The following is a 26,590-nucleotide window of genomic DNA, read 5'->3' on the forward strand; positions in this document are numbered from 1 at the left end:
GGGCACGCGCCGGACCGCCGGGCGACGGGCGGTGCCCGGCGGTCAGAACTCGAAGCCGCGGTCGCGCGAGTTGACGCTCAGCACCAGACCGAGGGCGAACATGTTCGCGACGATCGCCGTACCGCCGTAGGAGACGAAGGGCAGCGGCAGACCGGTGACCGGCAGGATGCCCAGCCCCATACCGATGTTGATGAAGGACTGCAACCCGAACCACGTCGCCACGCCCACGCACAGCAGTCGCGGGTAGGGCTGGTCGCACCCCCGGGCGATCCGCAGGACCCGCCAGATGACCACGGCGAACAGCGCGATGATGACCGCGGCGCCGACGAACCCCAGCTCCTCCCCCGCCACCGTGAAGATGAAGTCGGTGTGCTGCTCGGGGACGAACCGGCCGTGGGTCTGCTCCCCCTGGAACAACCCGGTGCCCTCGAAACCGCCCGACCCCACCGCGATCAACGCCTGCGCCGAGTTGTAGCCCGCGCCCTGCGGGTCGGCCGCCGGGTCCATGAGGGTGGCGATCCGGTCCACCTGGTAGGGCTCCAACAGGTCGAACCACCACACGGCCAGCGCCCCGAGCGCCCCGGTGGAGAGCATCCCGGCCACCCACACCACCGGAGCTCCCGACAGCGACAGCATGCCGAGGAAGATCGCGCACAGGACCAGGCTGGTGCCCAGGTCGGGCTGGAGCATCACGAGCCCGAGCGGGACCGCCACCACCAGCAGGCAGTAGAGCACATCCCGGGTCATCGGCCGGGTCTCGCCGTCCCGGGGCTCACCGAGCAGTGTGGCCAGCACCAGGATCAGACCGACCTTGGCCAGCTCGCTGGGCTGGAACTGGAAGCCGCCGATCACGATCCACCCGCGCGAACCGTTGATCACCGCGCCCAGCGGGGTGAGCACCAGGACCAGCGAGACCACCGTGACCGCGTAGACGATCGGCGCGTACGCGCGCGTCGTCCGGTAGTCCACGGCGGCTACCAGCAGGCACACCGCCGCCGCCACGCCCAGGTGCACCAGGTGGCGCACGAGCTGGTCGACGGAGTCCAGGGGGTTGCCGCCGTCCCCCGGAAGGGTCGCCGACCACACCAGCAGCGAGCCGATCCCGGCCAGTGCCAGTACGGAGCCGAACAGGACCCAGTCGAGGCGGCGGGCCCCGCCCGCCGCCGAGCTCAGCGTCCGCCCCAGGTCGTGTCGGCGCCGGGGCGGACGGCCCATGTTCGTGATCATCAGGGCTCCAGCGTCTCGATGGAACCGTCCGGACGGACGACGGGAAGGTCGGTGTGCGGCTTGCCGCCGGGCAGGAGCGGTTCGCCCCGCTTCACGTCCTCGGTGTCCCCGGAGGACGAGAACCCGTAGAGGCCCTCGTAGATCTCACGGGCGATCGGCGCGGCGGTCTCACCACCGGTACCGCCCTGGGACACCAGGACGACGACGGCGTACTGCGGGTCGTCGACCGGCGCGTAGGAGGCGAACCAGGACGACACCTGGCGGCCCTGCGCGTCCGCGCTACCCGTCTTGCCCGCGACGGCGACCTGGTCCTGCGGGAAGCTGGAGAAGGCGCCGCCGCCCGTACCGGACGTGGTCACCTCGGCCAGGGCCTCCTGGAGGTACTTGATGGTCTCGTCACTGACCGGCACCTCGTTCTTGACCACCGGCTCGATCTCCTCTACCCGGGAACCGTCCGCGGCGACCATGGCCTTGGCCACGCGCGGTTCGTACAGGGTGCCGCCGTTGGCGATGGACGCGTAGGCGCTGGCCAGCTGGAGCGGGCTGACGAGGACGTCGCCCTGGCCGATCGCGAAGTTGATCGCCTCGCTGGCCCGCCACTCGAAGCCCTCCACACAGTGCTCGTAGGCGAGCTGCTTGAGGTAGGCGGCCTGGGACGGGTCGCTCTCGGCGATGTCCGGGTACCCGGACTCGGCCCGGGCGCAGTTGGCCTCCCGGGTCTCCTCCCAGAAGGTGCGCTTCCACTCCCGGTCCGGGATGCGGCCGCCCGTCTCGTACGGCAGGTCGACACCGGTGGGCGTGCCGAACCCGTACCCGCGCGCCATGTTCGCCATGGCCTCCTCGGGTTCGCCGTCCGGGTGGAGCCCGCCGTCCTTGGACCACATCTGGTAGCCGAAGTTGTAGAACACGGTGTTGCAGGAGGCGATGATCGCCTGCTTCAGGGTGATGCTGCCCTGGCCCGCGCCCGCGTAGTTCTCGTAGCTCTGCCCGGCCAGGGTCACCGAACCCGGGCAGGCGTAGGTGCTGCGCAGCTGGTACCCGTTCTCGACGGCGGCGGAGAGCGACGACACCTTGAAGGTGGACCCGGGCGGGTAGGTGCCCTGGACGGCGCGGGAGAGCAGCGGCTCACCGGCCTCCTCGCTGAGCATGGCGTCGAAGGTCTCCTGGTCGATACCGCCGTCCCAGATGGTGGGGTCGTAGGTGGGCATGCTGGCCATGGCCACGACCCCGCCGTTGGTGACGTCCAGGACCACGGCGGCGCCCGAGTCGGCCTTGTACTTGGGCCGCGCGCCCTCCATACCCCTGGCCAGGGCCTCCTCAGCGACCTTCTGGACGTTCATGTCCATGTGCGTGACCAGGTGCATGCCCGCCTCGGGCAGGCTGTCGGAGATCACGTCCATGATCTCGCCGTGGTTGTTCACCCCCAGGGTGCGCAGTCCGGCGTTGCCGCGCAGCTCCTTGTCGTAGACGGCCTCCAGGCCGTCCCGGCCCACCATGTCGATCCCGGTGAACTGGGTGCGCAGCTCCTCCCGGGCCTCCAGCTCCTCCTGTGTGACGGGCTGGAGGTAGCCGAGCATCTGGCCCGCGTGGGCACCGTAGGGGTACTCACGCACGGCCTGGGCCTGGGCGGTGATCCCGGGGAAGTCGTCCGCGCGTTCCATGATCTGGAGCGCCAGCGCTCCCTCGACGTCCTCGGCGAGGGTGACGGGCTGGTAGGGCGATCCGGGCCAGCAGGGGCGCTGCACCTCGGGCCCGCACAGGCGCATCCGCTGCTGGAGCTCCTCCAAGGGAATGTCGAGGATGCCGGAGAGGTCGCTGAGGACCCTCTCCCCGCCGTCCTTCATCCGCTGGAGCTCGTGGTAGTCGGCCGAGACCAGGAGCTGGGTCTTGTTGCTGACCACGACACGGCCGCTGGAGTCGAGGATCTGGCCCCGGGTGGCCGGGACGACCAGTTCCTGGTGGTGGTTGGACACGGCGAGCTCGCGGTAGTGGTCGGCCATGGGCACCTGGAGGTACCAGAGCCGGGCGACCAGGACCGCGAAGAGGGCCAGGACCAGGAACTGGGCCAGGAAGAGACCGAACCAGCCGAGCTTGCGACCGGGAAGCGCGGGATCGGTGGGTGGCTTGCGCACCGGTCACCACCCGCCCAGCGACGTGGGTCCCTGGATGGTGGCGAAGTCGCTCTCGGAGAGCGCGAAGCGCACCCACAGCACGGGCAGTGTGACGACCACGGCGAACAGGCCGGTCAGCAGGGCGCCGAACCCGACCTGGGCGACGACCGCGCCGAGCGTGACGTTGCCGTCTCCCGCCAGGTAGCCGAGGGCCGCGTAGGCCAGGCCCGTACCCACCGCCGCGACGGCGGCGACGACCAGGGCGGTCAGGGGCGCGACCACGCTGCCCGCCGCCCCGCCCAGCCCCGTGTTGGCGCGCAGCAGCGAGACGAGGTAGGCGGCCACGCACAGAACGAGGGCGTAGCGACCCAACGGGTGTTCGGCCGGCGGCAGCAGGTCCATGGCCAGCCCGGCCGCGAACCCGCACCCGGCGGCCGCAGCGGGGCGGGTGGTCAGAGCGACGCCGACCACGGCCGCGAGGACGAGGTCAGGCCCCCACTCGAAGGGCAGGCGGTTGACGATGGTGGCCTGGGCGAGCACCGCGACGGCCACGAGGAGCAGGGTCGCTGCGCCCTTCACTTGTCCTCCTTGGGGTCGGGCTTGGCCGGGAGCACGGAGTCGCGCGGGTCCTCGGCCGGACCGGAGACCACCACGCCCACCACGTCCAGGGACGCGAAGTCCACGGCCGGAACGATCCGGGCGATACGGCTCAGCGCGCCGGGCGCCACGTGCACCTCCTCGACGGTGCCGATCGGCACTCCCGGGACGAACGGCGCACCGTCGTGCGAACCGAGGGTGACCACGCGGTCGCCCTCGTCGATGGGCGCCTCCATGTCGAACAGCTCCAGGGTGAGGTCCGCCTCGGGTCCGCCCGGGACGCTGCCGCCGCTGATCGCGCCGATCTTGCGGGTCTGCTCCAGCCGCGCGCCGACCGTCGAGTTGACGTCGGTGACGAGCTTGACGGTGGCGAGCCGGGGACCGGCCTCGATCACCCGCCCGACCAGCCCTCCCCCGCTGACGACGGTCATGTCGGCGCGGATGCCGGAGTCGGTGCCCGCGTCGATGGTGATGGTGTGGGCGTAGCCCTGGGCGGTGGTGCGGGTGACGGCCTGGGCCGGGACGACCTCGTAGCCGCCCAGCCCGGACAGGTGCAGGAGCTCGTCGAGCTGCTCGGCGCGGTCGTCGTCGACGCGCGCGGCCTGGAGTTCGGCCTCCAGCTCGGCGTTGGCGGCCTCCAGCTCGGAGATCCGGGCGGCCGCCTCGGGCCCCTGGCTCACGCCCTCGTAGAACGTCGTGGCGGGTCCGGCCACCAGGCCGACACCGGCGGCGACCGGGGAGAAGACGAGTTCGCCGCCGCCCCGGGCCATCGACAGGACCTGGTTGTTCCCGGCTCGTGAGTCCAGGACCATCAGCACCACGGCGGCCGCGACCAGCAGGGCGAGGCACAGCCGGGACCGCGAGGAGTCGCGGAGCATGTCAGCGCCGCCGTTCCGGAACGAGGACCTGGTGGAGGCGTTCGTAGTTCTCCACGCAGGTGCCCGAACCCACCGCGACCGAGTCGAGGGCGTTGTCCGCGACGTGGATGGGCATCCCGGTCTCGTGCAGCAGGCGGTCGTCCAGTCCGCGTAGCAGGGCGCCGCCGCCGGTGACCGCCACGCCCCGGTCCATGATGTCGCCGGACAGCTCGGGCGGGCACTTGTCGAGGCTGGTGCGGACGGCGTCGATGATCGCCGTGACCGGTTCCTCGATGGCCTGGCGCACGTCGGACTCGGACAGCACGATGGTCTTGGGCAGGCCGCTGATGAGGTCGCGGCCGCGTACCTCGGCGTGCAGCTCCTCGGCCCCGGTCGGGTAGGCGGAGCCGATGGCCAGCTTGAGCTCCTCGGCGGTGCGCTCCCCGATCATCAGGGAGTACTCCTTCTTGATGAAGGTCATGATCGCCTGGTCGAGTTCGTCGCCGCCCACCCGGATGGACTGGGAGGTGACGATGCCGCCCATGGAGATGACGGCCACCTCGGTGGTGCCGCCGCCGATGTCGACGACCATGTTGCCGGTGGGCTCGTGGACGGGGAGCCCGGCGCCGATCGCCGCGGCCATGGGCTCCTCGATGATGTAGACGCGGCGCGCACCGGCCTGGTAGCCCGCTTCCTTGACCGCGCGGTGTTCGACCGAGGTGATGCCGCTCGGGACCGCGACGATGATGCGGGGCTTGGCGAAGTGGCGGCGGCGGTGGATCTTCTGGATGAAGTACCGCAGCATGCGCTCGGTGACCTCGAAGTCGGCGATGACGCCGTCCTTGAGGGGCCGGATCGCGGTGATGTTGGTGGGTGTGCGGCCGATCATCTGCTTGGCCTCGATACCGACCGCCACGATCTTGCCGGTCGAGGTGTTGAGCGCGACCACCGACGGCTCGTTCAGGACGATGCCGCGTCCGCGTACGTACACGAGTGTGTTGGCGGTACCAAGGTCTACGGCCATGTCCCGGCCGAGAAATGCAAGGTTGTTCGGCATGTAACGTCCTCAGAGGCGCCGTGTCGGGCGGGGACGTGCCTCACGACCATACGTGGTCGTTCCAGCACGTTAGGTATCCAGTCCCCCGCATCGTAACGGTCGGCACTTAGTCCGTTACGCAAACACACCGAATTGTTGCCTCGTCGCCGGACAAGGGTGAGGAAAGAAAGGTGTCCCGGGGCGCGGACGCACCCGGGACACCCAGCCTAGGGCGCGCGGTCCCGCGCCGCCCCCGTGGCTCACCGGCCTAGAGGCCGGGGAAGAACAGCTTGATCTCGCGCTCGGCCGAGTAGGTGGAGTCCGACCCGTGCACGATGTTCTTCTGCACCTCCAGGGCGAAGTCGCCGCGGATCGTGCCGGGGGCGGCCGTCACCGGGTCGGTGGCACCGGCCAGGGCGCGGAAGGCCTCGATGGCGCGCTCGCCCTCGACCACCATGGCGACCAGCGGGCCGCCGGTGATGAACTCCACCAGCGAGTCGAAGAACGGACGCGAGGCGTGCTCCTCGTAGTGCGTCCGGGCGGTGTCGGCGTCGAGCGTGCGCAGCTCCATCGCGACCAGGTGCAGGCCCTTGCGCTCGATACGCGAGATGACCTCACCGACGATGTTGCGGCGGACACCGTCGGGCTTGATGAGAACGAGAGTGCGCTCCACGTGCGTTTCAACTCCTCACTGGGGACCCCCGCGTGGCGCGCGCGGGCCCGGGGGCCGAGGCGGCGTACGCACGCGGTGGGGTGAACGGGTGTGTGCCCGGGACTCGGGGACGAGGCGGGGGAACGGTCCGCCGTGCGGGTCCGCCCGTCTGCCCGGACGTGCGTCACACTATCGCGTTTGCACCCCGGTCGCGGTGGGAGGACCGATCCCTAGACCGCCCCGCCGACACCGGCGCCCTCCTCGCGGGCGGCGCGCTCCGCGTGGGCCTCGCGCAGCGCGTCGACCCTGCGCCCCATGATCACACCCGTCACCCACAGGGACACGAACACGATCGCGACCAGCGGAGCACCGGTGACCATGAAGGAGCTGAACAGGAACGCGGCCTGGAGCACCCACGCCGCGTAGTGCGCCCAGGTGTGCCTCTGGAGGCCGGACAGCACCAGGGCGGCCAGCGCCATGCCGCCCCAGACCCCGCCCGCCACGGCGGGGTCGGCGCCCTCAAGATTGATGGCGATGGGAATCGCCAGACCGATCACGATGACCTCGAACACGAGGACTACGGCGCAGAGTGTGCGCACGGCGTTCTCCCTTCGTCAGTGGATTACCGGCCCCCGGAACCCCGTGGGTCCCTACTCGCCCGAACCCCGCAGCAGGTGGACGGCGTCGCCGGAGGTGACGACCGAACCGGTGACCAGCACGCCGACCCCGCCGAACTCACCGCCCTCCTCGGCCAGGCCCACGGCCCGGTCGATGGCGTCGTCGAGCCGGGCGGCCAGGTGCACGCGGTCCTCGCCGAAGACCTGTGCCGCCACGGCGGCCAGCTGCTCCGGGTCGAGGGAACGCGGTGAGGAGTTGCGGGTGACCACGATCTCGTCGAGCAGTGGTTCCAGGGGCTCGAGGACACCCTCGACGTCCTTGTCGGCCATGATCGCGACCACGCCGACCAGCCGGGAGAAGGAGAAGGCCTCCTCCACCGCCGCCACCGTGGCGATCATGCCCGCCGGGTTGTGCGCGGCGTCGGCGATCACGGTCGGACTGGTGCGCACGACCTCCATACGGCCCGGGGAGTCGATCCCCGCCAGGGCCTCGCCGACGATGACGGGGTCGAGCCCCGCCGCGTCCTCGGAGGCGGAGAAGGCCTCGACCGCCGCGATGGCGACCGCCGCGTTGCTGGCCTGGTGCTCGCCGAACAACGGCAGGAACAGGTTCTCGTAGGTGCCGGTGAGGCCCTTGACGGCGATCTGCTGACCACCCACGGCGACCTCACGGGAGGCCACACCGAACTCCAGGCCCTCACGGGCCACCGTGGAACCGACCTCAGAGGCGTGTCGGAGCACGACCTCGGCGGCGGGCAGCGGCTGCTGCGCCATCACGGTGACCGAGCCGGGCTTGACGATGCCCGCCTTCTCCTCCGCGATGCCGTCGAGGGTGTCGGGCAGGTACTCGGTGTGGTCGATGCCGATCGGCGTGATGACGGCGACGTCGCCGTCGACGACGTTGGTCGCGTCCCAGCTGCCGCCCATGCCGACCTCCACCACCGCGACGTCCACGGGGGCGTCGGCGAACACGGCGTAGGCCATCACGGTGAGGATCTCGAAGAACGACAGGCGGACGTCGCTCATCTGGTCGGCCATCTCCACGTACGGCCGGATGTCGTCGTAGGCCTCGACGAACCGCTCCTGCGAGATCGGCTCGCCGTCGACCACGATGCGTTCGCGCACCGTCCGCAGGTGGGGGCTGGTGTAGCGGCCCACCCGCAGGCCCCGGCCACGCACGAGCGCGTCGATCATGCGGGCGGTGGACGTCTTGCCGTTGGTCCCGGTGACGTGGACGACGCGGAAGTTGCGGTGCGGGTCGCCCAGCAGGTCCAGGACGGTGCGGACACGGTCCAGCGTGGGGTCGATGTCGGATTCGGGAGCGCGGGAGAGAATCTCCGCGGTGACCTCGGCGTAGCGCTCATGGGCGCCCGCGCCACTCACGGCGTCTCGGTGGTCGGGGTGTACACCCGCGCCAGTCTACGCGGCCCCACCTGGGCTCGGATGCGGGGTCGGGCATGGCACGGCCCATACTGGGAGGCATGCCCAGCTTCGACCCGAACGTCGCACCCTTCTTCTCCGAGTGGGCGGGGCGCCGCCCCGGACAGCGCCGCGACCCGGACCGCGCGTCCGCCCTCCTGTCCGTGCTGGACCTGGACCCGGTTCCCCTTCCCGTGCTCGGAGTGGTGGGGTCCAAGGGCAAGGGGAGCACCGCCACCTACGCCGCGGCCGCGCTGTCCGCCGCGGGTCTGCGGACCGTCCTGGTGACGGGTCCGAGCTTCCGGGGGTACCGGGAGCGGGTACGGGTGGACGGGGCGTCGGTCTCCGACGACGAGCTCGGCTCCCTCGGTCTGACGGTGGAGGCGGCGCGCCGCGCCCTGCCCTCCCCCGAGGAGAGCGGCGGCTACCTGGCACCGAGCGGATTGTTCCTGGTGGCCGGGTTGCTGCACGCCCGCGCGGTGGGCGCGGACGTCTGCGTCCTGGAGGCGGGCATGGGCGGGTACCGGGACGAGCTGCGCCTGCTGACCCCGGACGTGGTGGCGCTGGGCATGGTCTTCGCGGAGCACGTGGGGGTGCTCGGCGACACGGTGGCGGAGATCGCGCGCGAGAAGACCCGGGTGGTGCACCCCGATCGCACCCGGGCGCTGGTGACCCTGCCCCAGGGCCCCGAGGCCGCGCCCGTGGTGGCCGGGACGCTCTCCGAGGTCACCGGGGGGCGCCTGTCACCGGAGGTCGTGGACCCGGCGACCGCCGAGGAACCGCCCGAGCGCCTGCGCCCGCGCGGCCTGTCCGCCGCCAACGGCGTGCTGGGCACAGCGGCGGCCGCCCGGGCCCTGGAACTGTTCGGGCGTTCACCGGCCGACCGGGAACGGCTCCACGCGGTGCTGGGTTCGGTGCGCCTGCCCGCCAGACTGTCGCGGCACACCGTGCCGGGTTCGTCGACCGAGGTGGTGGTGGACTCGGCGATCGACCGTGTGGGGGTGGCGGCCGCTCTGGCGTACGCCCGCGACCTGTGGGGCGGCGTCGACCACGTGCTGTTGTGCCTGCCCGACCACAAGGACGTCTCCGGAGCGGTCGAGGCCCTGCGCGGGGTGGCGGTGACCGCCGTCCGCCTGCCCGAGGAGCACCTGCGCTTCGACCACGCCCTGCCCGACCACTGGGGCCGGGTCCGCGCCGAGGACCTGTCCCCGGCGACCGTCTCGGCACTGGGAGGCCGGGTCGTGGCTCTGGGCACGGTCTACTTCACGGGCCGTATGACGGAGGTCCTCGACGCCCCCACCGACCGCCTCTTCGACCCGCATACCGCATAGCCCTCTCGAACTTCCCGCACGAATCCGGCCGTGGCACCAGAATCACCCTTGGTCACCCCTGGTCGTCCCATGCCGTGATTCGTCACGCGCTTCGGACCCTCAACTCCGAGGAGCCGTATGCCCACACGAGAGCACGAGATCCCCCTGCGGCTCGTGCAGAACCAACCCGCGCTGGCACCCGTGCTGGTACGGGCGCTGGGTTTCGAGATCCCCCGCCACACCGAGGTGGTCAACACCCACATGGCACTCACCAACTGCGATCCCAAGGAGCTCAACGCCGACGGCGCGGTGGTCCTGCGTGACGGGCCCCGGAACGTCATGGCGGTGGTGGTCGAGCGCCAGAACGGCCGCGACAAGGAGAAACGTCTGACCTGGCCCGCCTACCTGGTCAACCTCCACACACGGCTGGAGTGCCCGACCCTGCTGGTGGTCCTGTGTCCCACGGACGCCCTGGCGAGCTGGTGCGCCGCCCCGATCCGCACCGGGCACCCCGGATTCGACCTCGCTCCGCTGACCGTCGGCCCGAGCAGGATGCCGGTGATCGCGCATGACGAGCAGGCCCGTGAACTCCTCGAGCTGTCCGTCCTGTCCGCCCACGCGCACGGGAACACCGATCCGCGCACCCTGCGTGCCGTGGTGGAGGCCCTGGATTCCACGCCCGAGCGACATCGGGCGTTCTACTATGACTATGTGCTGTCCGGCCTCAACGAGGCCGCCCGTGAGGAGCTGGAGGGCTTGATGGCTGTGGAGACCTACGAGTGGCAGAGCGACTTCGCCCGCAAGTACGTTGGAATCGGCCGCGAAGAGGGGCTCGAAGAGGGCCGTGCCGCGGAGGCCGCCCGCAGTGTCGTCTCGGTGCTGGAAGCGCGCGGGTTCACCGTCTCGGACGAGGTTCGTGAACGCGTCGGGCGCTGCACCGACCTGGGAACCCTGGAGAAGTGGGTCCCCGCGGCGGTCACCGTGGACCGCCCCGAGGACCTCTTCGACTGAGGCGATCGACGGTACGGGGCCGGGGGATGCGCCTCGGCCCCTGATCCTCTGAGGTCGCTCGCTCACCTGACCGCCCGTGAGGAGCTGGAGGGCTTGATGGCTGTGGAGACCTACGAGTGGCAGAGCGACTTCGCCCGCAAGTACGTCGGAATCGGCCGCGAAGAGGGCCGGGAGGCGGGGCTCGAGGAAGGCCGGGAGGCGGGGCTCGAGGAGGGCCGTGCCGCGGAGGCCGCCCGCAGTGTCGTCTCGGTACTGGAAGCGCGCGGGTTCACCGTCTCGGACGAGATTCGTGAACGCGTCCGGCGCTGCACCGACCTGGGAACCCTGGAGAAGTGGGTCCCCGCGGCGGTCACCGTGGACCGCCCCGAGGACCTCTTCGACTGAGGCGGGGCCGGGGAGAGCCTCCCCGGCCCCGTACCGCCGGTCTACCGTCCGGGACGGTAGACCGGCTGGGTCTGCGGGTTGAACTCCTCGTACCTCACGCGCTCGGCCGCGCGCAGGCGCGGGTCGGTGAGCTTGAGGACGTCCAGCCCCCGGTCGATGTCGGACGAGTACACGTAGCCGTTGTAGTAGTACGTCGACCACGTGTCGTTGTCCTGGATGCCCGGCTCGACCCGGGAGTCGGCGTCGAAGTAGCCGATCTCGCGCGGGTTGGCCGGGTCGTTGAAGTCGATCACGGAGATCCCGCCCTGGTACCAGGACTGCACGAAGTAGTCCTGGCCGGGGACCGGGATCAGCGAACCGTTGTGCGCCACGCACACCTGGTCGCCCTGGTGGCGGTCGATCTTGAAGTAGCTCGCGAACTCCAGCGAGGAGTCGGCGCCTTCGCCGTCGAGAGTGTAGATGGCGTTGGCGCCGCGCTCCGGCCCGATCTCCTCGGTGCACGTGGGCGCGCCGCCGCCGCCGAGCTCGTCGGTGAACAGCACCGTGCGGGCGTCGTTGGTGAAGGTCGCCGAGTGCCAGAACGCGAAGTTCTCGTCCTGGACCACCTCGGTGACGACGGGGGCGGCGGGGTCGGAGATGTCCATCAGGACGCCGTCACCCATGCAGGCGCCCGCTGCCAGGTCCTTGGACGGGAACACCGTGATGTCGTGGCAGCCGGAGGTGGTGCGGTGGCCGCCGTCGGGGAACAGGACCGGCTCGTTGACCAGGGCGGCCTCGTCCGGGGCGTCGAGCGGCACCTCGATGACGCCGATCTTGTCGTGGGGCGGCTGGCAGTTCGGGAAGGTGGCCGAGGGCGAGTACGAGGACACGTACACGTACTCGCGCTCCGCGTCGCCCGGGACGAGGGTCAGGGTGTGCGATCCGCAGTCGGTGCGCACCGCCGACACGTACTGCGGGTTGGCCTTGTCGGAGATGTCGAAGATCCGGACGCCCTCGAAGCCGTTCGGGTCGGTGACGGGCACCGCGGGGGCGCCGCACTCGTCGTTGGCGCGCGGGTAGTCGACCGCGAAGTACAGCAGGTCGCCGCTGACCGCGACGTCGCCCTGACCGCCCGGGCAGAGCACCTCGGAGACGATCCTGGGGTCCTCGGGTTCGGAGATGTCGTAGACCACGAAGCCGTCGTAGTTGCCGCCGATGGCGTAGTCGCCGGTGAACGCCAGGTCCGAGTTGGTGTTGCTGACCGCCTCGGGCTTGGGGACGTTGGCCACGTGCTGGACGTTGTCGCTGGAGATCGCGTCGGAGGGCGGGGTGTCGGCGTATGCCGCCGCCGGGCCGAGGAGCCCGGCGAACAGGGTGGCGGCGGCCGCCGTCGCCACTGCGGCGACGCGGCGCGGGGAGGTGCGCATGGGTCTGCCTTTCCTGGTGGGGGCGGGGGTGGGAACAGCGCGCGGGGTGCCGCGCGTGGCTCGCGCGGCACCCCGGTGCGTCATGGTCGGCTACCGTCCGGGACGGTAGACCGGCTGGGTCTGCGGGTTGAACTCCTCGTACCTCACCCGCTCGGCCGCGCGCAGGCGCGGGTCGGTGAGCTTGAGGACGTCCAGGCCGCGGCGCATGTCCGAGGAGTAGACGTGGCCGTTGTAGTAGTACGCGGACCAGGTGCTGCCGTTCTCGACGTCCGGGTCGATCCGGTTGTCGGGGTCGAAGTAGCCGATCTCACGGGGGTTGCTGAGGTCGTTGAAGTCGATGACCGACACGCCGCCCTGGTACCAGGACTGCACGAAGTAGTTCTTCCCCGGAACTGGGATGAGCGACCCGTTGTGGGCGACGCAGGACTGCTGGTCGCCCTGGTGGCGGTCGATCTTGAAGTAGCTCGCGAACTCCAGGCTGTGACCGCCGTCCGGGGTCGTGTCCAGGGCGTAGATGGCGTTGGCGCCGCGCTCCGGGCCGATCTCCTCGGTGCAGGTGGCCGCACCGCCGCCGCCGAGCTCGTCGGTGAACAGCACCGCGTCACCGTTGTTGGTGAAGGTGGCCGAGTGCCAGAACGCGAAGTTGGTGTCCTGGACGACCTCGGTCACGACCGGGTTGACCGGGTCGGAGATGTCCATGATGATGCCGTCGCCCATGCAGGCCCCGGCGGCCAGGTCCTTGGACGGGTAGACGGTGATGTCGTGGCAGCCCTCGGTCGGCCGGAGCAGGCCGGGCTGGTCGTGGTTGCCGCCGTCCGGGAACAGGACCGGCTCGTTGACGATGGCGGCCGCACCCGGGTCGTCCAGGGGGACCTCGATGATGGCGATCTTGTCGTGCGGCGGCTGGCAGTTCGGGAAGGTGACCGAGGGAGCGTAGGAGGAGACGTAGACCAGTTCGGTGTCGGGGTCGGCGTTGGGCACGAGGGTGAGGGTGTGCGATCCGCAGTCGGTGCGCACCGCCGACACGTACTGCGGGTTGGCCTTGTCGGAGATGTCGAAGATCCGGACGCCCTCGAAACCGTCCGGGTCGGTGACGGGCACCGCGGGGGCGCCGCACTCGTCGCTGGCGCGCGGGTAGTCGACCGCGAAGTACAGCAGGTCGCCGCTGACGGAGATGTCGCCCTGGCCGCCGGGGCAGAGCACCTCGGAGACGATCTTGGGGTCGGCGGGTTCGGAGACGTCGTAGATCACGAAGCCGTCGTAGTTGCCGCCGATGACGTAGTCGCCGGTGAACGCCAGGTCCGAGTTGGTGTTGCTGACCGCCGCCGGCTTGGGGACGTTGGCGAGGTGTTCGACGTTGTCGCTGGTGACGCTGTCGGAGGGCGGGGTGTCGCCGTATGCCGCCGCCGGGCCGAGGAGCCCGGCGAACAGGGTCGCCGCCGCGGCGAGCGCGACGGTCGTCGCGCCGCGCAGGCCGCGACCGGCCCGTGACGGGGGAGCTGCGGGCATGGTTTCTCCAGATCGTAGGGGGACGGGGGCTGGGGGGCGGGACGCGGCGGGGCCGTGACCTTCGGGCCACGGCCCCGCTCTCTCTCCCGTTTGCCCTGGCTCCCCAGGAGGAGCCACCGGGAGAGGTTCGTGGCGCGCGTCAGCGGCCGGGTCGGTAGCTCGGCTGTGACTGGGGGTTGAACTCGTCGTAGGTGACGCGCGCGGCGGAGCGCAGGCGCGGGTCGTCGAGCCGGATCACGTCGAGGCCCCGGGTGATGTCGGAGGAGTAGACGTGGCCGTTGTAGTAGTACGCGGACCACGAACCGCCCAGGATCAGGTTGTCCTCGTCGATCGGGGCCCGGTCGAAGTACCCGATCTCGCGCGGGTCGGCCGGGTCGTTGAAGTCGATGACCGACACGCCGCCCTGGTACCAGGACTGTACGAAGAAGTCCTGGCCGGGAACGGGGATCAGCGACCCGTTGTGTGCCACGCAGTTCTCGGTGGCGCTCTGCACGCGCGGGATCTTGTAGTAGCTCTCGAAGTCGAGCGCCGGTGCCCCGGTGGTGCCGCCGACGGTGTAGATGGCGTTGGCTCCCCGCTCCACCCCGTAGTCCTCGGTGCAGATGGCGCCGCCACCGCCGCCGAGCTCGTCGGTGAAGATCACGGTGCCCGCGTCGTTGGTGAACGTGGCGGAGTGCCAGAAGGCGAAGTTGGTGTCCTGGACGACGTCGGTGACCACGGGGTTGGCGGGGTCGGAGATGTCCATCAGGATGCCGTCGCCCATGCACGCACCCGCCGCGAGGTCGCGCTCGGGGTAGGCGGTGATGTCGTGGCAGCCGGTGGTGTTGCGGTTGCCGCCGTCGGGGAAGAGCACGGGCTCGTTGACCACCGCGGCCGAGGAGGGGTCGGCCAGGGGGATCTCGATCACCGAGATCTTGTCGTGCGGCGGCTGGCAGTTCGGGAAGTTGGCGGAGGCCGAGTACGAGGAGACGTAGACGTAGTCGCTCTCGCCGTCCTTGCCGGGCACCAGGGTGTTGGTGTGCGAACCGCAGTCGGTGCGCACGGCCGCGACGTACTGGGGGTTCGCCTTGTCGGAGATGTCGAAGACGCGGATGCCCTCGAAACCGTCCGGGTCGCTGGTGGGGACCGCCGGGGCGCCGCACTCGTCGCTGGCCCGGGGGTAGTCGACGGAGAAGTAGACGAGGTCGCCGCTGACGGATACGTCGCCCTGGCCGCCGGGGCAGAGCACCTCGGAGACGACCGTGGGCTCCTCGGGCCGGGAGATGTCGTAGACGACGAAGCCGTTGTAGTTGCCGCCGATGGCGTAGTCACCCGTGAAGGCGAGGTCGGTGTTGTAGTCACCCATGGCCTCGGACTTCGGGACGTTGGCCACATGGGTGACGTTCGCGCTGGTCTCGGCGTCGCTCTCGAAGGGAATCCGGTCCGCCGAGGCGGCCGCCGGGCCGAGGAGGCCCAGGGTCAGGGCGGCGGCACCGGCGAGAGCGAGGCCGATGGTGCCGCGGCGGTACTGGGGGCGTCTTGACGGGGAGGGGGCGGGGGACGACGCCATGCGTACTCCTGGTTCCTAATGGAGCGAAACAGGAAGAACGTACACAGTTCAACATCAATATGTATAGAGGGAAACAAAAGAAACATGGTTGTTTACACGGTGTCGAGTCGACCCGATCCCGCTACGCACCGTGTCGAGGACGGCCCGTTCCGGGTGCGGCGGCGCGCGGCCGCCGCACCGGGACGGATCAGTCGGGGAGCTCCGGCTGGGACTGCGGGTTGAACTCGTCCTGCCGCACGGATTCGGCACCGGCGAACCGGGGGTCGGTGAGCGCGAGGACGTCGAAACCGCGCTCCATGTCGGACGAGTAGACATGCCCGTTGTAGTAGTAGGCGGACCACGATCCGGCCGTGCGCAGCTGCGTCGGGTGGAAGGGCCCCCGGTCGAAGTGGCCCACCTCGACGGGCCGGTCCGGGTCGTTGAGGTCGATGACCGACACCCCGCCCTGGTACCACGCCTGGACGAAGAAGTCCTGGCCGGGAACGGGGATCAGCGACCCGTTGTGCGCCACACAGTTCTCCGTATCGGACTGGTGCCGCGGCAATTTGTAGTAGCTCCGAAATTCCAGTTCAGGGCTTTCCCCGCTCGTGTCCAGCGCGTAGACGGCGTTGGCACCGCGCTCCGGCCCGATCCGCTCGTTGCAGGTCGCCGAGGAACCCGAGCCGAGCTCGTCGGTGAAGACCACGTTCCGGGCGTCGTTGGTGAAGGTCGCCGAGTGCCAGAAGGCGAAGTTCTCGTCCTGGACGCGCTCCACCACCTCCGGCTGGAGCGGGTCCGTGATGTCCAGCAGCAGGCCGTCGCCCAGGCAGGCCGCGGCGGCCAGACCCCGGGCCGGGTAGGCGGTGATGTCGTGGCAGCCGGTGGTGGTCTCGTGCCCGCCGTCCGGGAAGAGCACCGGCTCACTGACCACGGCCGCGTCCTCGGGAGCGTCGTGCGACACCTCGATCACGGTGATCTTGTCGTGCGGCGGCCGACAGTTCGGGAAGGCCTCCGACGGCGAGTACGAGGACACGTATACCACGTCGCTGCGCCCGTCCGCGCCGGGCACCAGGGTGTTGGTGTGCGAACCGCAGTCGGTGCGCACGGCGGCGACGTACTGGGGGTTCGCCTTGTCGGAGATGTCGAAGATCCGCAGCCCCTCGAACGCGTCGGCGTCCGTGGCCGGGGCGGAGGGCGCGCCGCACTCGTCGCCGGCCCGGGGGTAGTCCACGGAGAAGTACAGCAGGTCGCCGCTGACGGAGACGTCGCCCTGGCCGCCAGGGCACACCACCTCGGCGACGATCCTCGGGGCGGCGGGCTCGGAGATGTCGTAGACGACGAATCCGCTGTAGTTGCCCCCGATCGCGTAGTCGCCCGTGAAGGCGAGGTCGGAGTTGGGCGACCTCCCCATCGACTCGGGTTTGGGCACGTTCGCCAGGTGCACCACTCCCCCGCTGGTGGTCACCCCGTCGTCGGCGCCGGCGCTCGGAACCGCGAGCCCGGCCAGCGCGACCACCGAGGCGGCCGCGACGGCCCCACGTCTGCGTCCCGTTCCCGAAGCCATACGCCCCCACCCCCGAAAACCACCCAAAGACGCCAGTTGACTACTTTGGGTTGTACCTGCACGAGAACGCACAAGCCAGACGAAACGCCGAGAACGGACAGCTCAGAGGCGGCGCGCGGCCGGACACGGCCGCGCCGACGGACCCCCGAGACTGGACAAAACACCCTTCGAGTGAGTAGAAAACCCGCAGGACGTCGGGTCAGCCGACAACGGCGGGCGCCCGGCCCGCCCGCCCCCACCCCTGGAGGAGACCTCGTGCGTCGCCTGGCACTCGCAGCCGGAACCGCCCTCGTGTTGCTCGGAGCCGCGGCCTGTACCAGTGACGAGGGTGAACAGTCCGCCAACGTCATCGCGCCCGGTGCTCCCGGCGAGTCCTCCACCCCCGCCACAGCCGACCAGATCGCCGCGCTCGCCGAGGAACAGGGCCACAACGAGGCCGACGTCACCTACCTGGTGAAGATGATCGAGCACCACAGGCAGGCCCTGGAGATGACCGACCTGGTCGAGGACCGCTACGAACGGGACGGCATCGAACGCATCGCCGACCGCATCTCCGCGGCCCAGGGGCCCGAGATCTCGGCCATGGAGAGCTGGCTGGAGGTCAACGTCTTCGGCCCGGCCAGGGAGAACCCGGCGCACCAGAACTTCTGCGGCCTGGAGGGCGACGGCAGCCACCACGGCGATGACGACGAGGTCGTGGCCTGCGACCTCCAGGTCGACCACGACGACATGGAGGGCATGGTCTCCGACGAGGACATGGGCCGCCTCGCCGAGGCCGAGGGAGACGACTTCGACCAGCTCTTCGTGGAGCTCATGACCGCCCACCACGCGGGCGCGGTGACCATGGCGGAGGAGGCCATGGCCGAGGGGAAGGACCAGGAGGTCCTGCGCATGGCCAACGACCTCATCGCCGAGCAGAACACGGAGATCGCGCGCATGGAGAAGGTCCTCAAGGGCGAGGAGTGACCGCGGGCCCCGGGGCCGCCCGGGGATCGGCCGACACACCGGGGGCGCCCTCCCCCACGGGAAGGGCGCCCCCAGACCTCACCAGACCTCCCCCACGGACCCGTGGGCCGACGCGGGGGTGCGGCTCAGGCCGACTTCTCCTGGCGGTCGTCGTCCGCCTCCAGCTGGGCGCGCGGCACGATCGTCGGGTTCACGTGCTGCTCCACCGACTCGCGGGTGATGATCACCTGGCCGACGTCCTCCCGGCTGGGCACCTCGTACATCACCGAGAGCAGGACCTCCTCGATGATCGCGCGCAGGCCCCGGGCGCCGGTCCCCCGGATGATGCCCTGCTCGGCGATCGCCTCCAGGGCGTCCTGGGTGAACTCCAGCTCGACGTTGTCCAGTTCGAACAGCCGCTGGTACTGCTTGACCAGGGCGTTGCGCGGCTCGGTGAGGATCTGGATCAGCGCGGCCTTGTCCAGGTTGTGCACGCTGGTGATCACCGGCAGACGGCCGATGAACTCCGGGATCATCCCGAACTTCAGCAGGTCCTCCGGCATGACCTCGCCGAACAGGGCGGTCCCGGCCATCTCGCTCTTGGGCCGCAGCACGGCGTTGAAGCCCATGCCCTGCTGCCCGGTGCGGGACTCGATGATCTTCTCCAGCCCCGCGAAGGCGCCACCGCAGATGAACAGCACGTTGGTGGTGTCGATCTGGATGAACTCCTGGTGCGGGTGCTTGCGGCCGCCCTGCGGGGGCACGCTCGCGGTGGTCCCCTCGAGGATCTTCAGCAGCGCCTGCTGCACACCCTCGCCGGAGACGTCGCGGGTGATCGACGGGTTCTCGCTCTTGCGGGCGACCTTGTCGACCTCGTCGATGTAGATGATGCCGGTCTCGGCCTTCTTGACGTCGTAGTCAGCGGCCTGGATCAGCTTCAGCAGGATGTTCTCGACGTCCTCGCCCACGTAGCCCGCCTCGGTGAGGGCGGTGGCGTCCGCGATGGCGAAGGGGACGTTGAGGATCTTCGCCAGGGTCTGCGCCAGCAGGGTCTTGCCCGAACCGGTCGGCCCCAGCAGGAGGATGTTCGACTTGGCGATCTCGACGTCCTCGTCCCCGGGACGGTCCGTCTCCGAACGCACTCTCTTGTAGTGGTTGTACACCGCCACGGAGAGGGCCTTCTTCGCCTGCTCCTGCCCGATCACGTACGAGTCGAGGAAGTCGAAGATCTCCCGGGGTTTGGGAAGGGAGTCCCACGTGAGCTCAGTGGCGTCGGCGAGTTCCTCTTCGATGATCTCGTTGCACAGATCGATGCACTCATCGCAGATGTACACGCCGGGGCCAGCGATGAGCTTCTTCACCTGCTTCTGGCTCTTACCGCAGAATGAGCACTTCAGCAGGTCCCCGCCGTCGCCGATGCGTGCCACCCAGCCACTCCTCAAAACTAAGGCCGCCCCGTTACGGGCGTGCGCGGCGCCGAACGGACGGAAGGACTCGACTCCCGTGTGATCGTTCGCGACCGGCCAGCCACGAACGGGGCGATCTGTGTGTCGCTCTCCGCCAGACTAAGCGAAAAACCGGACCGGCTTCACCACCGGGCTGTCCCAGGCGGGTCAGAAACCGGTCCGGTGAGTACTTCGGGGCGCCGGATTCCCCTCCGGGACCGCCGCGTGAGCGAGGCGGCCCCGGCCGGGGAGGTCCGGCGACCGGTGTCCCTACTTGAGGGAGGCCTTGCGGTAGGGCAGGACGAAGTCGATGAGACCGTACTCCACGGCCTCCTCGGCGGTGAGGATCTTGTCCCGCTCGATGTCCTTCGAGACCTGCTCGTGGGAGCGCCCCGTGTGCTTGGCCAGAGTGGTCTCCAGCTGCGTGCGGATACGGGTGATCTCGTTCGCCTGGATCTCGATGTCGCTGGCCTGACCGTGCATACCCTCGGTCGCGGGCTGGTGGATCATCATCCGGGCGTTCGGGAGGGCACCACGCTTGCCCTTGGTGCCGCCCGCCAGCAGGATCGCGGCGGCCGAAGCGGCCTGTCCGATGCACACCGTCTGGATGTCGGGGCGCACGAACTGCATGGTGTCGTAGATCGCCATGAGGGAGGTGAAGGAACCGCCCGGCGAGTTGATGTACATCTGGATGTCCCGCTCGGAGTCGAGCTGCTCAAGGGTGATGAGCTGGGCCATCAGGTCGTTGGCCGAAGTGTCGTCGATCTGGACGCCGACGAAGATGATCCGCTCTTCGAAGAGCTTGTTGTACGGATTCATCTCCTTGACGCCGTACGACGTACGCTCCACGTAGGACGGCAGGACGTAGCGGCTCTGGGGAGCCATCGAGGCCGCGCCGCCGATGAGACTGGGGTTGAACTCGGTCATTTCACGCCTTCCACGCACTGCGCCGATTCATGGACTGGGCCAGGTGCTCTGGACTGTCAGCTGGTCACGTCGAGGGTGCCCTCGAGCACCTCGTCGATGAAGCCGTACTCCTTGGCCTCCTGAGCCGTGAACCAGCGGTCCCGGTCGGCGTCCTTCTCGATCTGTTCGACCGTCTGCCCGGTGTGCTCGGAGATCTTCTGGATGAACATCTTCTTCACGTAGAGCAGCTGGTCAGCCAGAATCCGGATGTCGGAGGCGGTACCCCCGATGCCACCGGACGGCTGGTGCATCATGACGCGGGTGTGCGGCAGCGCGTAACGCTTGCCGGGCGCACCGGCGCACAGGAGCATCTGGCCCATCGACGCGGCCATACCGATACCCACGGTGCGCACGTCGTTCGGGATGTACTGCATGACGTCGTAGATCGCCATACCCGCCGTCACGGAACCACCCGGCGAGTTGATGTACATCGTGATGTCCCGCTGGCGGTCCTCCGCGGACAACAGCAGGAGCTCACCGACGAGGCGGTTGGCGATGTCATCGTCGACCTGCTGGCCGAGGAACACGATTCGCTGGCGCAACAGGCGCTGAGGCGTCTGCTCAATAAAAGGGGAAAGCTGCGGATCCGACGTACGAGCGTCGAATCGCTGGGACTCATCAAAGGTCGGCGGCACTCTCGTCACCTGCTCCGGAATCGAAACGGTTGCGATACAGCGACACTAACGCCGACGGACGCCAGGCTCGTCCGGATACCGTCCCTGTTCGCTTTGAGCGCAGGGTGGGCCCGGTCGGGAACACACCCCTTCTCCTGACAGCGAACATCCGGCCGCAGGTGGAAGGGAAGGGGCCCCGCCCCACCCTGAGCGGGTCGGACGGGGCCCCTGGGAGCCGTGGCGCCTCGCGGCACCGTGAAGCCTCGGACTACTTGGAGTCGGCCTTGTCGGCGTCCTCGTCGGCCTGGGCGGCCTCGGTGGCCTCCTCGGCCTGGTCAGCCTCGGCGACCTCGGCGGAGGCGGCGGCCAGGACCAGGTCCATGGCCTTGCCGCGGACGACCTCGGTGAAGGCCACGCGGATCTGGTTCGACTCGACCAGGTGCTGGGCCAGCTGGTCCGGGCTCACACCCATGCGCTGGGCCTGCTCGAACACGTACTGGCTGAGCTCGCCCTGGTCGGCGCTCAGGTCCTCCTGGAGGGCCAGCTGGTCGAGGATGAAACCGGCCTTGACCGCCGAGTTGGCGCCGGTCTTCAGCTCCTCCTCGAACTCCTCCTCGGTCTTCTCCTGCGACTCGAGGTAGGCCTCCTTGGTCAGACCGCTCTGGGCGAGCTGCTGCTCGAGGCTCTGGCGACGGCGGTTGATCTCCTCGTCGACGACCGCGTCGGGGAGCGGGATCTCGACGGACTCGATCAGCTTCTCCAGCGCCTTGTCACGGGCGGCGGACAGCTGCTGCATGCGACGCACGTCGGCCATGCGCTTGCGCACGTCCTCGCGCAGCTCGTCGATCGTGTCGAACTCCGAGGCCAGCTGGGCGAACTCGTCGTCCAGCTCGGGCAGCTCCTTCACCTTGACCGTGTGCACGGTGACGGTGACGTCGGCTTCCTTGCCCTCGTGCTCGCCACCGACGAGGGTGGTCTTGAAGGTGGCCTCGCCACCGGCCTCCATGCCGCGCAGGGTCTCGTCGAGGCCCTCCAGCATGGTGTTGGTGCCGACCTCGTAGGAGTAGCCGCTGACGGCGACGTCCTCGAGCTTCTCACCGTCGATGGCGGCGACCAGGTCGATGGAGAGGTGGTCACCGTCCTCCACGGGGCGGTCGGCGCCGACCAGGGTGGAGAAGCGCTCGCGCAGGGTGCCGATCTGCTCGTCGACCTGCTCGTCGGTGACGGTCGCGTTGTCGACGGTCACCTCGATGCCCTTGTAGTCCTTCACCTCGAACTTGGGCCGGATGTCGACCTCGGCGGTGAAGGCGAGCTGGTCGTTGTCCTCCAGCTTGGTGACCTCCACGTCGGGCTGGCCGAGCGCGAAGATCTCCTCCTTCTGGATGGCTTCGTTGTAGAGCTCCGGAACGGCGTGGTTGACCGCTTCGCTGATCACCGCGCCACGTCCGACGTAGCGGTCGATCAGCCGCGCCGGCGCCTTGCCCGGGCGGAAGCCCTTGATCCGAACCTGCTTCGCGAGCGACTTGTAGGTCACGTCGAAAGCGTGCTCGAGCTCCTCGAAGGGCACCTCGATGGTCAGCTTGACCCGGGTCGGGCTGAGCTCCTCGACATCGGTCTTCACGGGGCGGTACTCCTAGGTTTGCCGGCTGGTGTCCGCGTCGGCCCGCAGGCGCACCACACGAACGGCGAATGCACGCGCGCACCCCCGGTCAGTGGTGACCACGTTCCTTCGGGGTGCCCTGCGACGGGCTGGGACTTACAGTTTCCTGCTGATCGCACCAAGTCTAGGGCAGACAGACAGGGGGCCACGGCGCACGGCCCTGAGGCCGAACCGCCGCGGACGGTTTCGTCGGGGTGGCGGGATTCGAACCCGCGGCCTCATGCTCCCAAAGCATGCGCGCTAACCAAGCTGCGCTACACCCCGTCACCCGGCGCGGACACACCTCACCGAAAATCGGGTGTGCGACCAACGCCCCGGAGACGGTACTGTTGTCTCCGTCGGCTCCACGAGTCTAGAGGAAACTCAAGGGCTCCGATGCCACGCGGGCGTAGTTCAATGGTAGAACCCCAGCCTTCCAAGCTGGTCATGCGAGTTCGATTCTCGTCGCCCGCTCCACTCGAAGCGAGCTGTGTGCCTCAAGGCACCAGCTCGCTTCGCCGTTCCACCCGGGGGACGACCCCCACACCCCCGACCCACTCGAAGCGAACCGTGTGCCTCACGGCACCGACTCGTTTCGCCATCCCACCCGGGGGACGACCCCCACACCCCCCGCGCCCGTCCGACGGGGCTCCTCACACCAAGCGGGCCGACGCGCTCGATGCGCACCGGCCCGCCGCCGACTCCCTCAGAGGAACGGCCGGAAGGACTGGAGGAAGTGCGGATCGGGTTGCGCGTCCTCGACCGGACGGGGCTCCTCACGACCAGGCTCGACGCGCTCGGCCACGGTGACGCGGAAGTGGAAGTCGGTGGTCGCGCCGTCCACGTTCACCAGGTACTCGTCCGGGGAGATCCGGTACACCTGCCGGTCCCGCTCCGACCACGGGTTGGCGGGAAAGTGCGCCGCGGTGAGCCTCAGCGCCTCCTCCCGGGCCTGCTCGCGGTCGTCGAAACTGGCATTGCGCGCCCCCGCCGAGGGAGCCGTACCCCAGCGCAAACGGTCACCGCTCCCCCGGACCTCCTCGATCAACACGGTCCACGCCATGGACACCCCTCCCTCTCGAATCCGCTTTCCGTGATGGGACTCACCCAGCGAGGGCGGAGTTTTCGGTGACGTGGGCCACACCCACCGAACACGATTCGGCTCCGCCCCCGCCACGAGGCGGAATACCGGACTCCAGCGGGTACGTTGACCTTTCGGGCGGACCCGCCGGCGCGGCCCGGTGCGGCGCCCCAGCGGTTCGGTGAAACGGGGGCCAGATGACGGACGCGGACGGCACGGACGAGCAGGCGACACCGCTCGACCTGCTGTGGTTCCAACGACCGGAACCGCAGGAGGGGCCGGTCGTGGTGACCGGCGTCTTCGACGTCCTGCACGTCGGACACGTGCGCTTCCTCCAGTCGATCGCCGCCCGGGGGCTCCCCCTCGTCGTGGGCATCGAGTCCGACGAGCGCGTACGCGCCTGGAAGGGGCCCGGACGCCCGGTCAACCCCGCCGAGGAGCGCGCCGAGACCATCGCCGCCCTGGCCTGCGTCGCCGGTGCCTTCGTCATCGAGGGCCCGCCCACGGTCGCCGACTGGGCCGCCTACGCGGACCTGCTCCGCCCGCTCTCCCCCGCGGCCCTGGCCTTCACCGCCGGGGACCGCTACACGCAGGCCAAGATCCGGGGCGCCGACGCCCTCGGGGCGCAGGCCTGGGAGCTGCCCTTCACGCCGGGCCGCTCCACGACGGCCGCGCTCGGCCGTCTCGCCTCCTCGCTCTGACCGCCCCGCGCCGACGTCCCTCCTCCTCCCACAGCCGACCGGGAAGCAGCTCACCCGCTCCGGTGTTGAGGCATGGGTGGCGAGTGGTGAACGGAAACGAGGCTGTGGATGATGTCAGGGAGGCCCTCCTACAGGGCACTGGTCAACGACGGGAGCGCACGGGGGCAGGAACTGCCTCCGGGGACCACCAGGCGCGTGATGTCCTACGCGACACCGCACTGGCGGCCGATCCTGCTCTTCCTCGCGGTCACGGCGGTGGGAGCGGCCGTGGTGGTGGCCAACCCCCTGCTGCTGCGGGCCATCATCGACCAGGGCATCCTGCCGGGGAACACCTCGGTGGTGGTCTGGCTGGCGGTCGCCGCGGCGGTGCTGGCCCTGCTGGAGGGCGTCATCACCCTGACCGGCCGGTGGCTGTCGTCCCGGATCGGTGAGGGCGTCATCTACCTGCTGCGCACCCAGGTGTTCTCGCACGTGCAGCGGATGCCGATCTCCTTCTTCACCCGCACGCAGACGGGTTCGCTGATCAGCCGCCTGAACACCGACGTGGTCGGCGCCCAGCGGGCCATCACCTCGGTCCTGCAGTCGGTGGTGTCGAACCTGATCAGCGTGGTGGCGGTGCTCATCACGATGCTGGCGCTGTCCTGGCAGGTGACCCTGCTGGCTCTGGTCCTGGTGCCGCTGTTCGTCCTCCCGGCGAAGCTGCTGGGCCGCAGGCTCGCGAACATCTCGCGCGAGGCCATGGACAACAACGCCGCGATGAGCTCGCTCATGACCGAGCGGTTCAACGTGGGCGGGGCCATGCTGGTCAAGCTCTACGGCCGCCCCGACGAGGAGACCAGCGCCTTCTCCGACAAGGCGGCCCGGGTGCGCGACCTCGGGGTGCGTCAGGCGGTGATCGGCGGCCTGCTGTTCACCATGCTGGCCACGATCACGGCGCTGGCCATGGCGATGGTCTACGGCGTGGGCGGTGTGCTCGCGGTGGACGGTTCGTTCGAGGTGGGCACCCTGGTGGCGCTCACCACCCTGCTGGCCCGGCTCTACGGGCCGATCACCACGCTGTCCAACGTGCACGTGGAGATCATGACGGCGCTGGTCTCCTTCGACCGGGTCTTCGAGGTGCTGGACCTGGAGCCGCAGATCAAGGAGAGCCCGGACGCGAGGCCGCTGCCCGACGGCCCCCTGGGGGTCGAGTTCGACCGGGTGTCCTTCCGCTACCCGGGCGCCTCGGAGACGTCGGTGGCGTCCCTGGAGCTGACTCCACAGGCGGAGGCGTCCGACGACACCCAGGTGCTGAGCGGGGTGTCCTTCCGTGCCGAACCGGGACGGATGGTGGCGCTGGTGGGCCCGTCGGGAGCGGGCAAGTCGACCCTCACGCACCTGGTGTCGCGGCTGTACGACCCGAAGGAGGGCGCGGTGCGGATCGGAGGCCTCGACCTGCGCGAGACCACCTCCGACTCCCTGCGGGAGGCCGTCGGGGTGGTGACGCAGGACGCGCAGCTGTTCCACGACACGGTGGGCGCGAACCTGCGCTACGCGCGCCCTGGGGCGACCGACGCGGAGCTGGAGGAGGCGCTGCGGATGGCGCGGCTGGGCGGGCTCCTCGACCAGCTGCCCAACGGCCTGGACACCATGGTCGGCGACCGGGGGTACCGGCTGTCGGGCGGCGAGAAGCAGCGCCTGGCGATCGCGCGGCTGCTGTTGAAGGCCCCCTCCGTGGTGGTCCTGGACGAGGCCACGGCGCACCTGGACTCGGAGTCCGAGGCCGCGGTGCAGGAGGCGCTGTCGGTGGCGTTGGAGGGCCGGACCTCGCTGGTGATCGCGCACCGGCTGGCCACGGTGCGGGAGGCGGACCAGATCCTGGTGCTGGAGGACGGCCGCATCCTGGAGCGCGGCACGCACGAGGAGCTGCTGGAGGCGGGCGGCCTGTACACGGCGCTGTACCGCACGCAGTTCGCGTCCCAGTCGGGTTAG

At 69.8% G+C, this 26,590-nt stretch carries 23 protein-coding genes and 2 tRNA genes; 7 read left to right on the top strand and 18 right to left on the bottom strand.

Features of this window, described 5'->3' with window-relative positions:
• Positions 1-42: 42 nt before the first annotated feature.
• The 8 genes from rodA to ACFYL4_RS17850 all read right to left on the bottom strand — a co-directional run bounded on the left by rodA (position 43) and on the right by ACFYL4_RS17850 (position 8,480).
• A complete protein-coding gene (gene rodA / locus ACFYL4_RS17815) occupies positions 43-1,227 on the bottom strand; it encodes a rod shape-determining protein RodA (protein WP_387519334.1) in 1,185 nt (394 codons plus the stop codon).
• Positions 1,227-3,359: a penicillin-binding protein 2 gene (gene mrdA, locus ACFYL4_RS17820; protein ID WP_357769003.1), complete on the bottom strand. Its 2,133-nt coding sequence runs from the start codon at positions 3,357-3,359 to the stop codon at positions 1,227-1,229. Before mrdA ends, rodA begins: the two co-directional genes overlap by 1 nt.
• Positions 3,360-3,362: 3 nt before the next feature.
• A complete protein-coding gene (gene mreD, locus ACFYL4_RS17825) occupies positions 3,363-3,917 on the bottom strand; it encodes a rod shape-determining protein MreD (RefSeq protein ID WP_357769001.1) in 555 nt (184 codons plus the stop codon).
• Positions 3,914-4,813: a rod shape-determining protein MreC gene (gene mreC, locus ACFYL4_RS17830; protein ID WP_357768999.1), complete on the bottom strand. Its 900-nt coding sequence runs from the start codon at positions 4,811-4,813 to the stop codon at positions 3,914-3,916. Before mreC ends, mreD begins: the two co-directional genes overlap by 4 nt.
• A gap of 1 nt (position 4,814) precedes the next feature.
• Positions 4,815-5,849, bottom strand: coding sequence for a rod shape-determining protein (locus ACFYL4_RS17835; RefSeq protein ID WP_026129377.1), 1,035 nt, complete (start codon positions 5,847-5,849; stop codon positions 4,815-4,817).
• Positions 5,850-6,096: 247 nt separating this feature from the next.
• Complete coding sequence (gene ndk / locus ACFYL4_RS17840; RefSeq protein WP_357768997.1) at positions 6,097-6,501, bottom strand: nucleoside-diphosphate kinase; 405 nt, start codon at positions 6,499-6,501, stop codon at positions 6,097-6,099.
• Between the two features lie 209 nt (positions 6,502-6,710).
• A complete protein-coding gene (locus ACFYL4_RS17845; protein WP_387519338.1) occupies positions 6,711-7,079 on the bottom strand; it encodes a DUF4233 domain-containing protein in 369 nt (122 codons plus the stop codon).
• A gap of 51 nt (positions 7,080-7,130) precedes the next feature.
• Complete coding sequence (locus tag ACFYL4_RS17850; protein ID WP_357768993.1) at positions 7,131-8,480, bottom strand: folylpolyglutamate synthase/dihydrofolate synthase family protein; 1,350 nt, start codon at positions 8,478-8,480, stop codon at positions 7,131-7,133.
• A gap of 98 nt (positions 8,481-8,578) precedes the next feature.
• On the opposite strand from ACFYL4_RS17850, the gene ACFYL4_RS17855 reads away from it, so the two are divergent.
• The 3 genes from ACFYL4_RS17855 to ACFYL4_RS17865 all read left to right on the top strand — a co-directional run bounded on the left by ACFYL4_RS17855 (position 8,579) and on the right by ACFYL4_RS17865 (position 11,221).
• On the top strand, positions 8,579-9,847 hold the full coding sequence (locus ACFYL4_RS17855) for a hypothetical protein (RefSeq protein WP_387519340.1): 1,269 nt from the start codon (positions 8,579-8,581) through the stop codon (positions 9,845-9,847).
• 117 nt (positions 9,848-9,964) lie between these two features.
• Positions 9,965-10,837 carry a hypothetical protein gene (locus ACFYL4_RS17860; RefSeq protein WP_387519342.1) on the top strand — a complete coding sequence of 291 codons (873 nt, stop codon included), beginning with the start codon at positions 9,965-9,967 and terminating at the stop codon, positions 10,835-10,837.
• A gap of 96 nt (positions 10,838-10,933) precedes the next feature.
• Positions 10,934-11,221, top strand: coding sequence for a hypothetical protein (locus ACFYL4_RS17865; RefSeq protein ID WP_387519344.1), 288 nt, complete (start codon positions 10,934-10,936; stop codon positions 11,219-11,221).
• A gap of 41 nt (positions 11,222-11,262) precedes the next feature.
• On the opposite strand, the gene ACFYL4_RS17870 is transcribed toward ACFYL4_RS17865, so the two are convergent.
• From ACFYL4_RS17870 to ACFYL4_RS17885, 4 genes are all read right to left on the bottom strand, one after another.
• Positions 11,263-12,627, bottom strand: coding sequence for an LVIVD repeat-containing protein (locus ACFYL4_RS17870; protein ID WP_387519345.1), 1,365 nt, complete (start codon positions 12,625-12,627; stop codon positions 11,263-11,265).
• Positions 12,628-12,717: 90 nt separating this feature from the next.
• Positions 12,718-14,136: an LVIVD repeat-containing protein gene (locus tag ACFYL4_RS17875; protein WP_387519347.1), complete on the bottom strand. Its 1,419-nt coding sequence runs from the start codon at positions 14,134-14,136 to the stop codon at positions 12,718-12,720.
• Between the two features lie 139 nt (positions 14,137-14,275).
• On the bottom strand, positions 14,276-15,685 hold the full coding sequence (locus tag ACFYL4_RS17880; RefSeq protein ID WP_387519348.1) for an LVIVD repeat-containing protein: 1,410 nt from the start codon (positions 15,683-15,685) through the stop codon (positions 14,276-14,278).
• Positions 15,686-15,872: 187 nt separating this feature from the next.
• A complete protein-coding gene (locus ACFYL4_RS17885; RefSeq protein ID WP_387519350.1) occupies positions 15,873-17,228 on the bottom strand; it encodes an LVIVD repeat-containing protein in 1,356 nt (451 codons plus the stop codon).
• Between the two features lie 255 nt (positions 17,229-17,483).
• Between ACFYL4_RS17885 and ACFYL4_RS17890 the strand changes: the two genes are divergently transcribed.
• Positions 17,484-18,194, top strand: coding sequence for a DUF305 domain-containing protein (locus ACFYL4_RS17890; RefSeq protein ID WP_387519352.1), 711 nt, complete (start codon positions 17,484-17,486; stop codon positions 18,192-18,194).
• Between the two features lie 125 nt (positions 18,195-18,319).
• Here ACFYL4_RS17890 and clpX read toward each other — a convergent pair whose 3' ends face one another.
• From clpX to ACFYL4_RS17915, 5 genes are all read right to left on the bottom strand, one after another.
• The gene (clpX, locus tag ACFYL4_RS17895; protein ID WP_357765665.1) at positions 18,320-19,600 is read right to left on the bottom strand and encodes an ATP-dependent Clp protease ATP-binding subunit ClpX; all 1,281 of its coding nucleotides are present in this window, start codon (positions 19,598-19,600) and stop codon (positions 18,320-18,322) included.
• A gap of 288 nt (positions 19,601-19,888) precedes the next feature.
• Positions 19,889-20,545, bottom strand: coding sequence for an ATP-dependent Clp protease proteolytic subunit (locus tag ACFYL4_RS17900; RefSeq protein WP_017545193.1), 657 nt, complete (start codon positions 20,543-20,545; stop codon positions 19,889-19,891).
• Positions 20,546-20,601: 56 nt separating this feature from the next.
• On the bottom strand, positions 20,602-21,219 hold the full coding sequence (locus ACFYL4_RS17905; protein WP_357765670.1) for an ATP-dependent Clp protease proteolytic subunit: 618 nt from the start codon (positions 21,217-21,219) through the stop codon (positions 20,602-20,604).
• Between the two features lie 247 nt (positions 21,220-21,466).
• Positions 21,467-22,819 carry a trigger factor gene (gene tig, locus ACFYL4_RS17910; RefSeq protein ID WP_387519355.1) on the bottom strand — a complete coding sequence of 451 codons (1,353 nt, stop codon included), beginning with the start codon at positions 22,817-22,819 and terminating at the stop codon, positions 21,467-21,469.
• Between the two features lie 228 nt (positions 22,820-23,047).
• A tRNA-Pro gene (locus ACFYL4_RS17915) sits at positions 23,048-23,122 on the bottom strand.
• A gap of 118 nt (positions 23,123-23,240) precedes the next feature.
• On the opposite strand from ACFYL4_RS17915, the gene ACFYL4_RS17920 reads away from it, so the two are divergent.
• A tRNA-Gly gene (locus ACFYL4_RS17920) sits at positions 23,241-23,314 on the top strand.
• 229 nt (positions 23,315-23,543) lie between these two features.
• Here the strand turns inward: ACFYL4_RS17920 and ACFYL4_RS17925 are convergent.
• Positions 23,544-23,900: a hypothetical protein gene (locus ACFYL4_RS17925; RefSeq protein ID WP_357765675.1), complete on the bottom strand. Its 357-nt coding sequence runs from the start codon at positions 23,898-23,900 to the stop codon at positions 23,544-23,546.
• Positions 23,901-24,115: 215 nt separating this feature from the next.
• Here ACFYL4_RS17925 and ACFYL4_RS17930 point away from each other — a divergent pair, with 215 nt between their 5' ends.
• Both ACFYL4_RS17930 and ACFYL4_RS17935 read left to right on the top strand, forming a co-directional pair.
• On the top strand, positions 24,116-24,619 hold the full coding sequence (locus tag ACFYL4_RS17930; RefSeq protein ID WP_357765678.1) for an adenylyltransferase/cytidyltransferase family protein: 504 nt from the start codon (positions 24,116-24,118) through the stop codon (positions 24,617-24,619).
• A 108-nt stretch (positions 24,620-24,727) separates the two neighbouring features.
• The gene (locus ACFYL4_RS17935) at positions 24,728-26,590 is read left to right on the top strand and encodes an ABC transporter ATP-binding protein (RefSeq protein WP_387519358.1); all 1,863 of its coding nucleotides are present in this window, start codon (positions 24,728-24,730) and stop codon (positions 26,588-26,590) included.

This window comes from Nocardiopsis sp. NPDC006938, from assembly GCF_042869555.1.
In the GTDB taxonomy this organism is placed as follows: Bacteria; Actinomycetota; Actinomycetes; order Streptosporangiales; family Streptosporangiaceae; genus Nocardiopsis.

Coding starts and splice junctions, on each gene's coding strand:
- ACFYL4_RS17875 (WP_387519347.1), bottom strand. CDS start 14,136: ATGCCCGCAGCTCCCCCGTCACGGGCCGGTCGCGGCCTGCGCGGCGCG.
- ACFYL4_RS17930 (WP_357765678.1), top strand. CDS start 24,116: ATGACGGACGCGGACGGCACGGACGAGCAGGCGACACCGCTCGACCTG.
- ACFYL4_RS17865 (WP_387519344.1), top strand. CDS start 10,934: ATGGCTGTGGAGACCTACGAGTGGCAGAGCGACTTCGCCCGCAAGTAC.
- ACFYL4_RS17900 (WP_017545193.1), bottom strand. CDS start 20,545: ATGACCGAGTTCAACCCCAGTCTCATCGGCGGCGCGGCCTCGATGGCT.
- ACFYL4_RS17935 (WP_387519358.1), top strand. CDS start 24,728: ATGATGTCAGGGAGGCCCTCCTACAGGGCACTGGTCAACGACGGGAGC.
- ACFYL4_RS17925 (WP_357765675.1), bottom strand. CDS start 23,900: ATGGCGTGGACCGTGTTGATCGAGGAGGTCCGGGGGAGCGGTGACCGT.
- ACFYL4_RS17855 (WP_387519340.1), top strand. CDS start 8,579: ATGCCCAGCTTCGACCCGAACGTCGCACCCTTCTTCTCCGAGTGGGCG.
- rodA (WP_387519334.1), bottom strand. CDS start 1,227: ATGATCACGAACATGGGCCGTCCGCCCCGGCGCCGACACGACCTGGGG.
- mreC (WP_357768999.1), bottom strand. CDS start 4,813: ATGCTCCGCGACTCCTCGCGGTCCCGGCTGTGCCTCGCCCTGCTGGTC.
- ACFYL4_RS17880 (WP_387519348.1), bottom strand. CDS start 15,685: ATGGCGTCGTCCCCCGCCCCCTCCCCGTCAAGACGCCCCCAGTACCGC.
- ACFYL4_RS17835 (WP_026129377.1), bottom strand. CDS start 5,849: ATGCCGAACAACCTTGCATTTCTCGGCCGGGACATGGCCGTAGACCTT.
- ACFYL4_RS17870 (WP_387519345.1), bottom strand. CDS start 12,627: ATGCGCACCTCCCCGCGCCGCGTCGCCGCAGTGGCGACGGCGGCCGCC.
- ACFYL4_RS17860 (WP_387519342.1), top strand. CDS start 9,965: ATGCCCACACGAGAGCACGAGATCCCCCTGCGGCTCGTGCAGAACCAA.
- ACFYL4_RS17885 (WP_387519350.1), bottom strand. CDS start 17,228: ATGGCTTCGGGAACGGGACGCAGACGTGGGGCCGTCGCGGCCGCCTCG.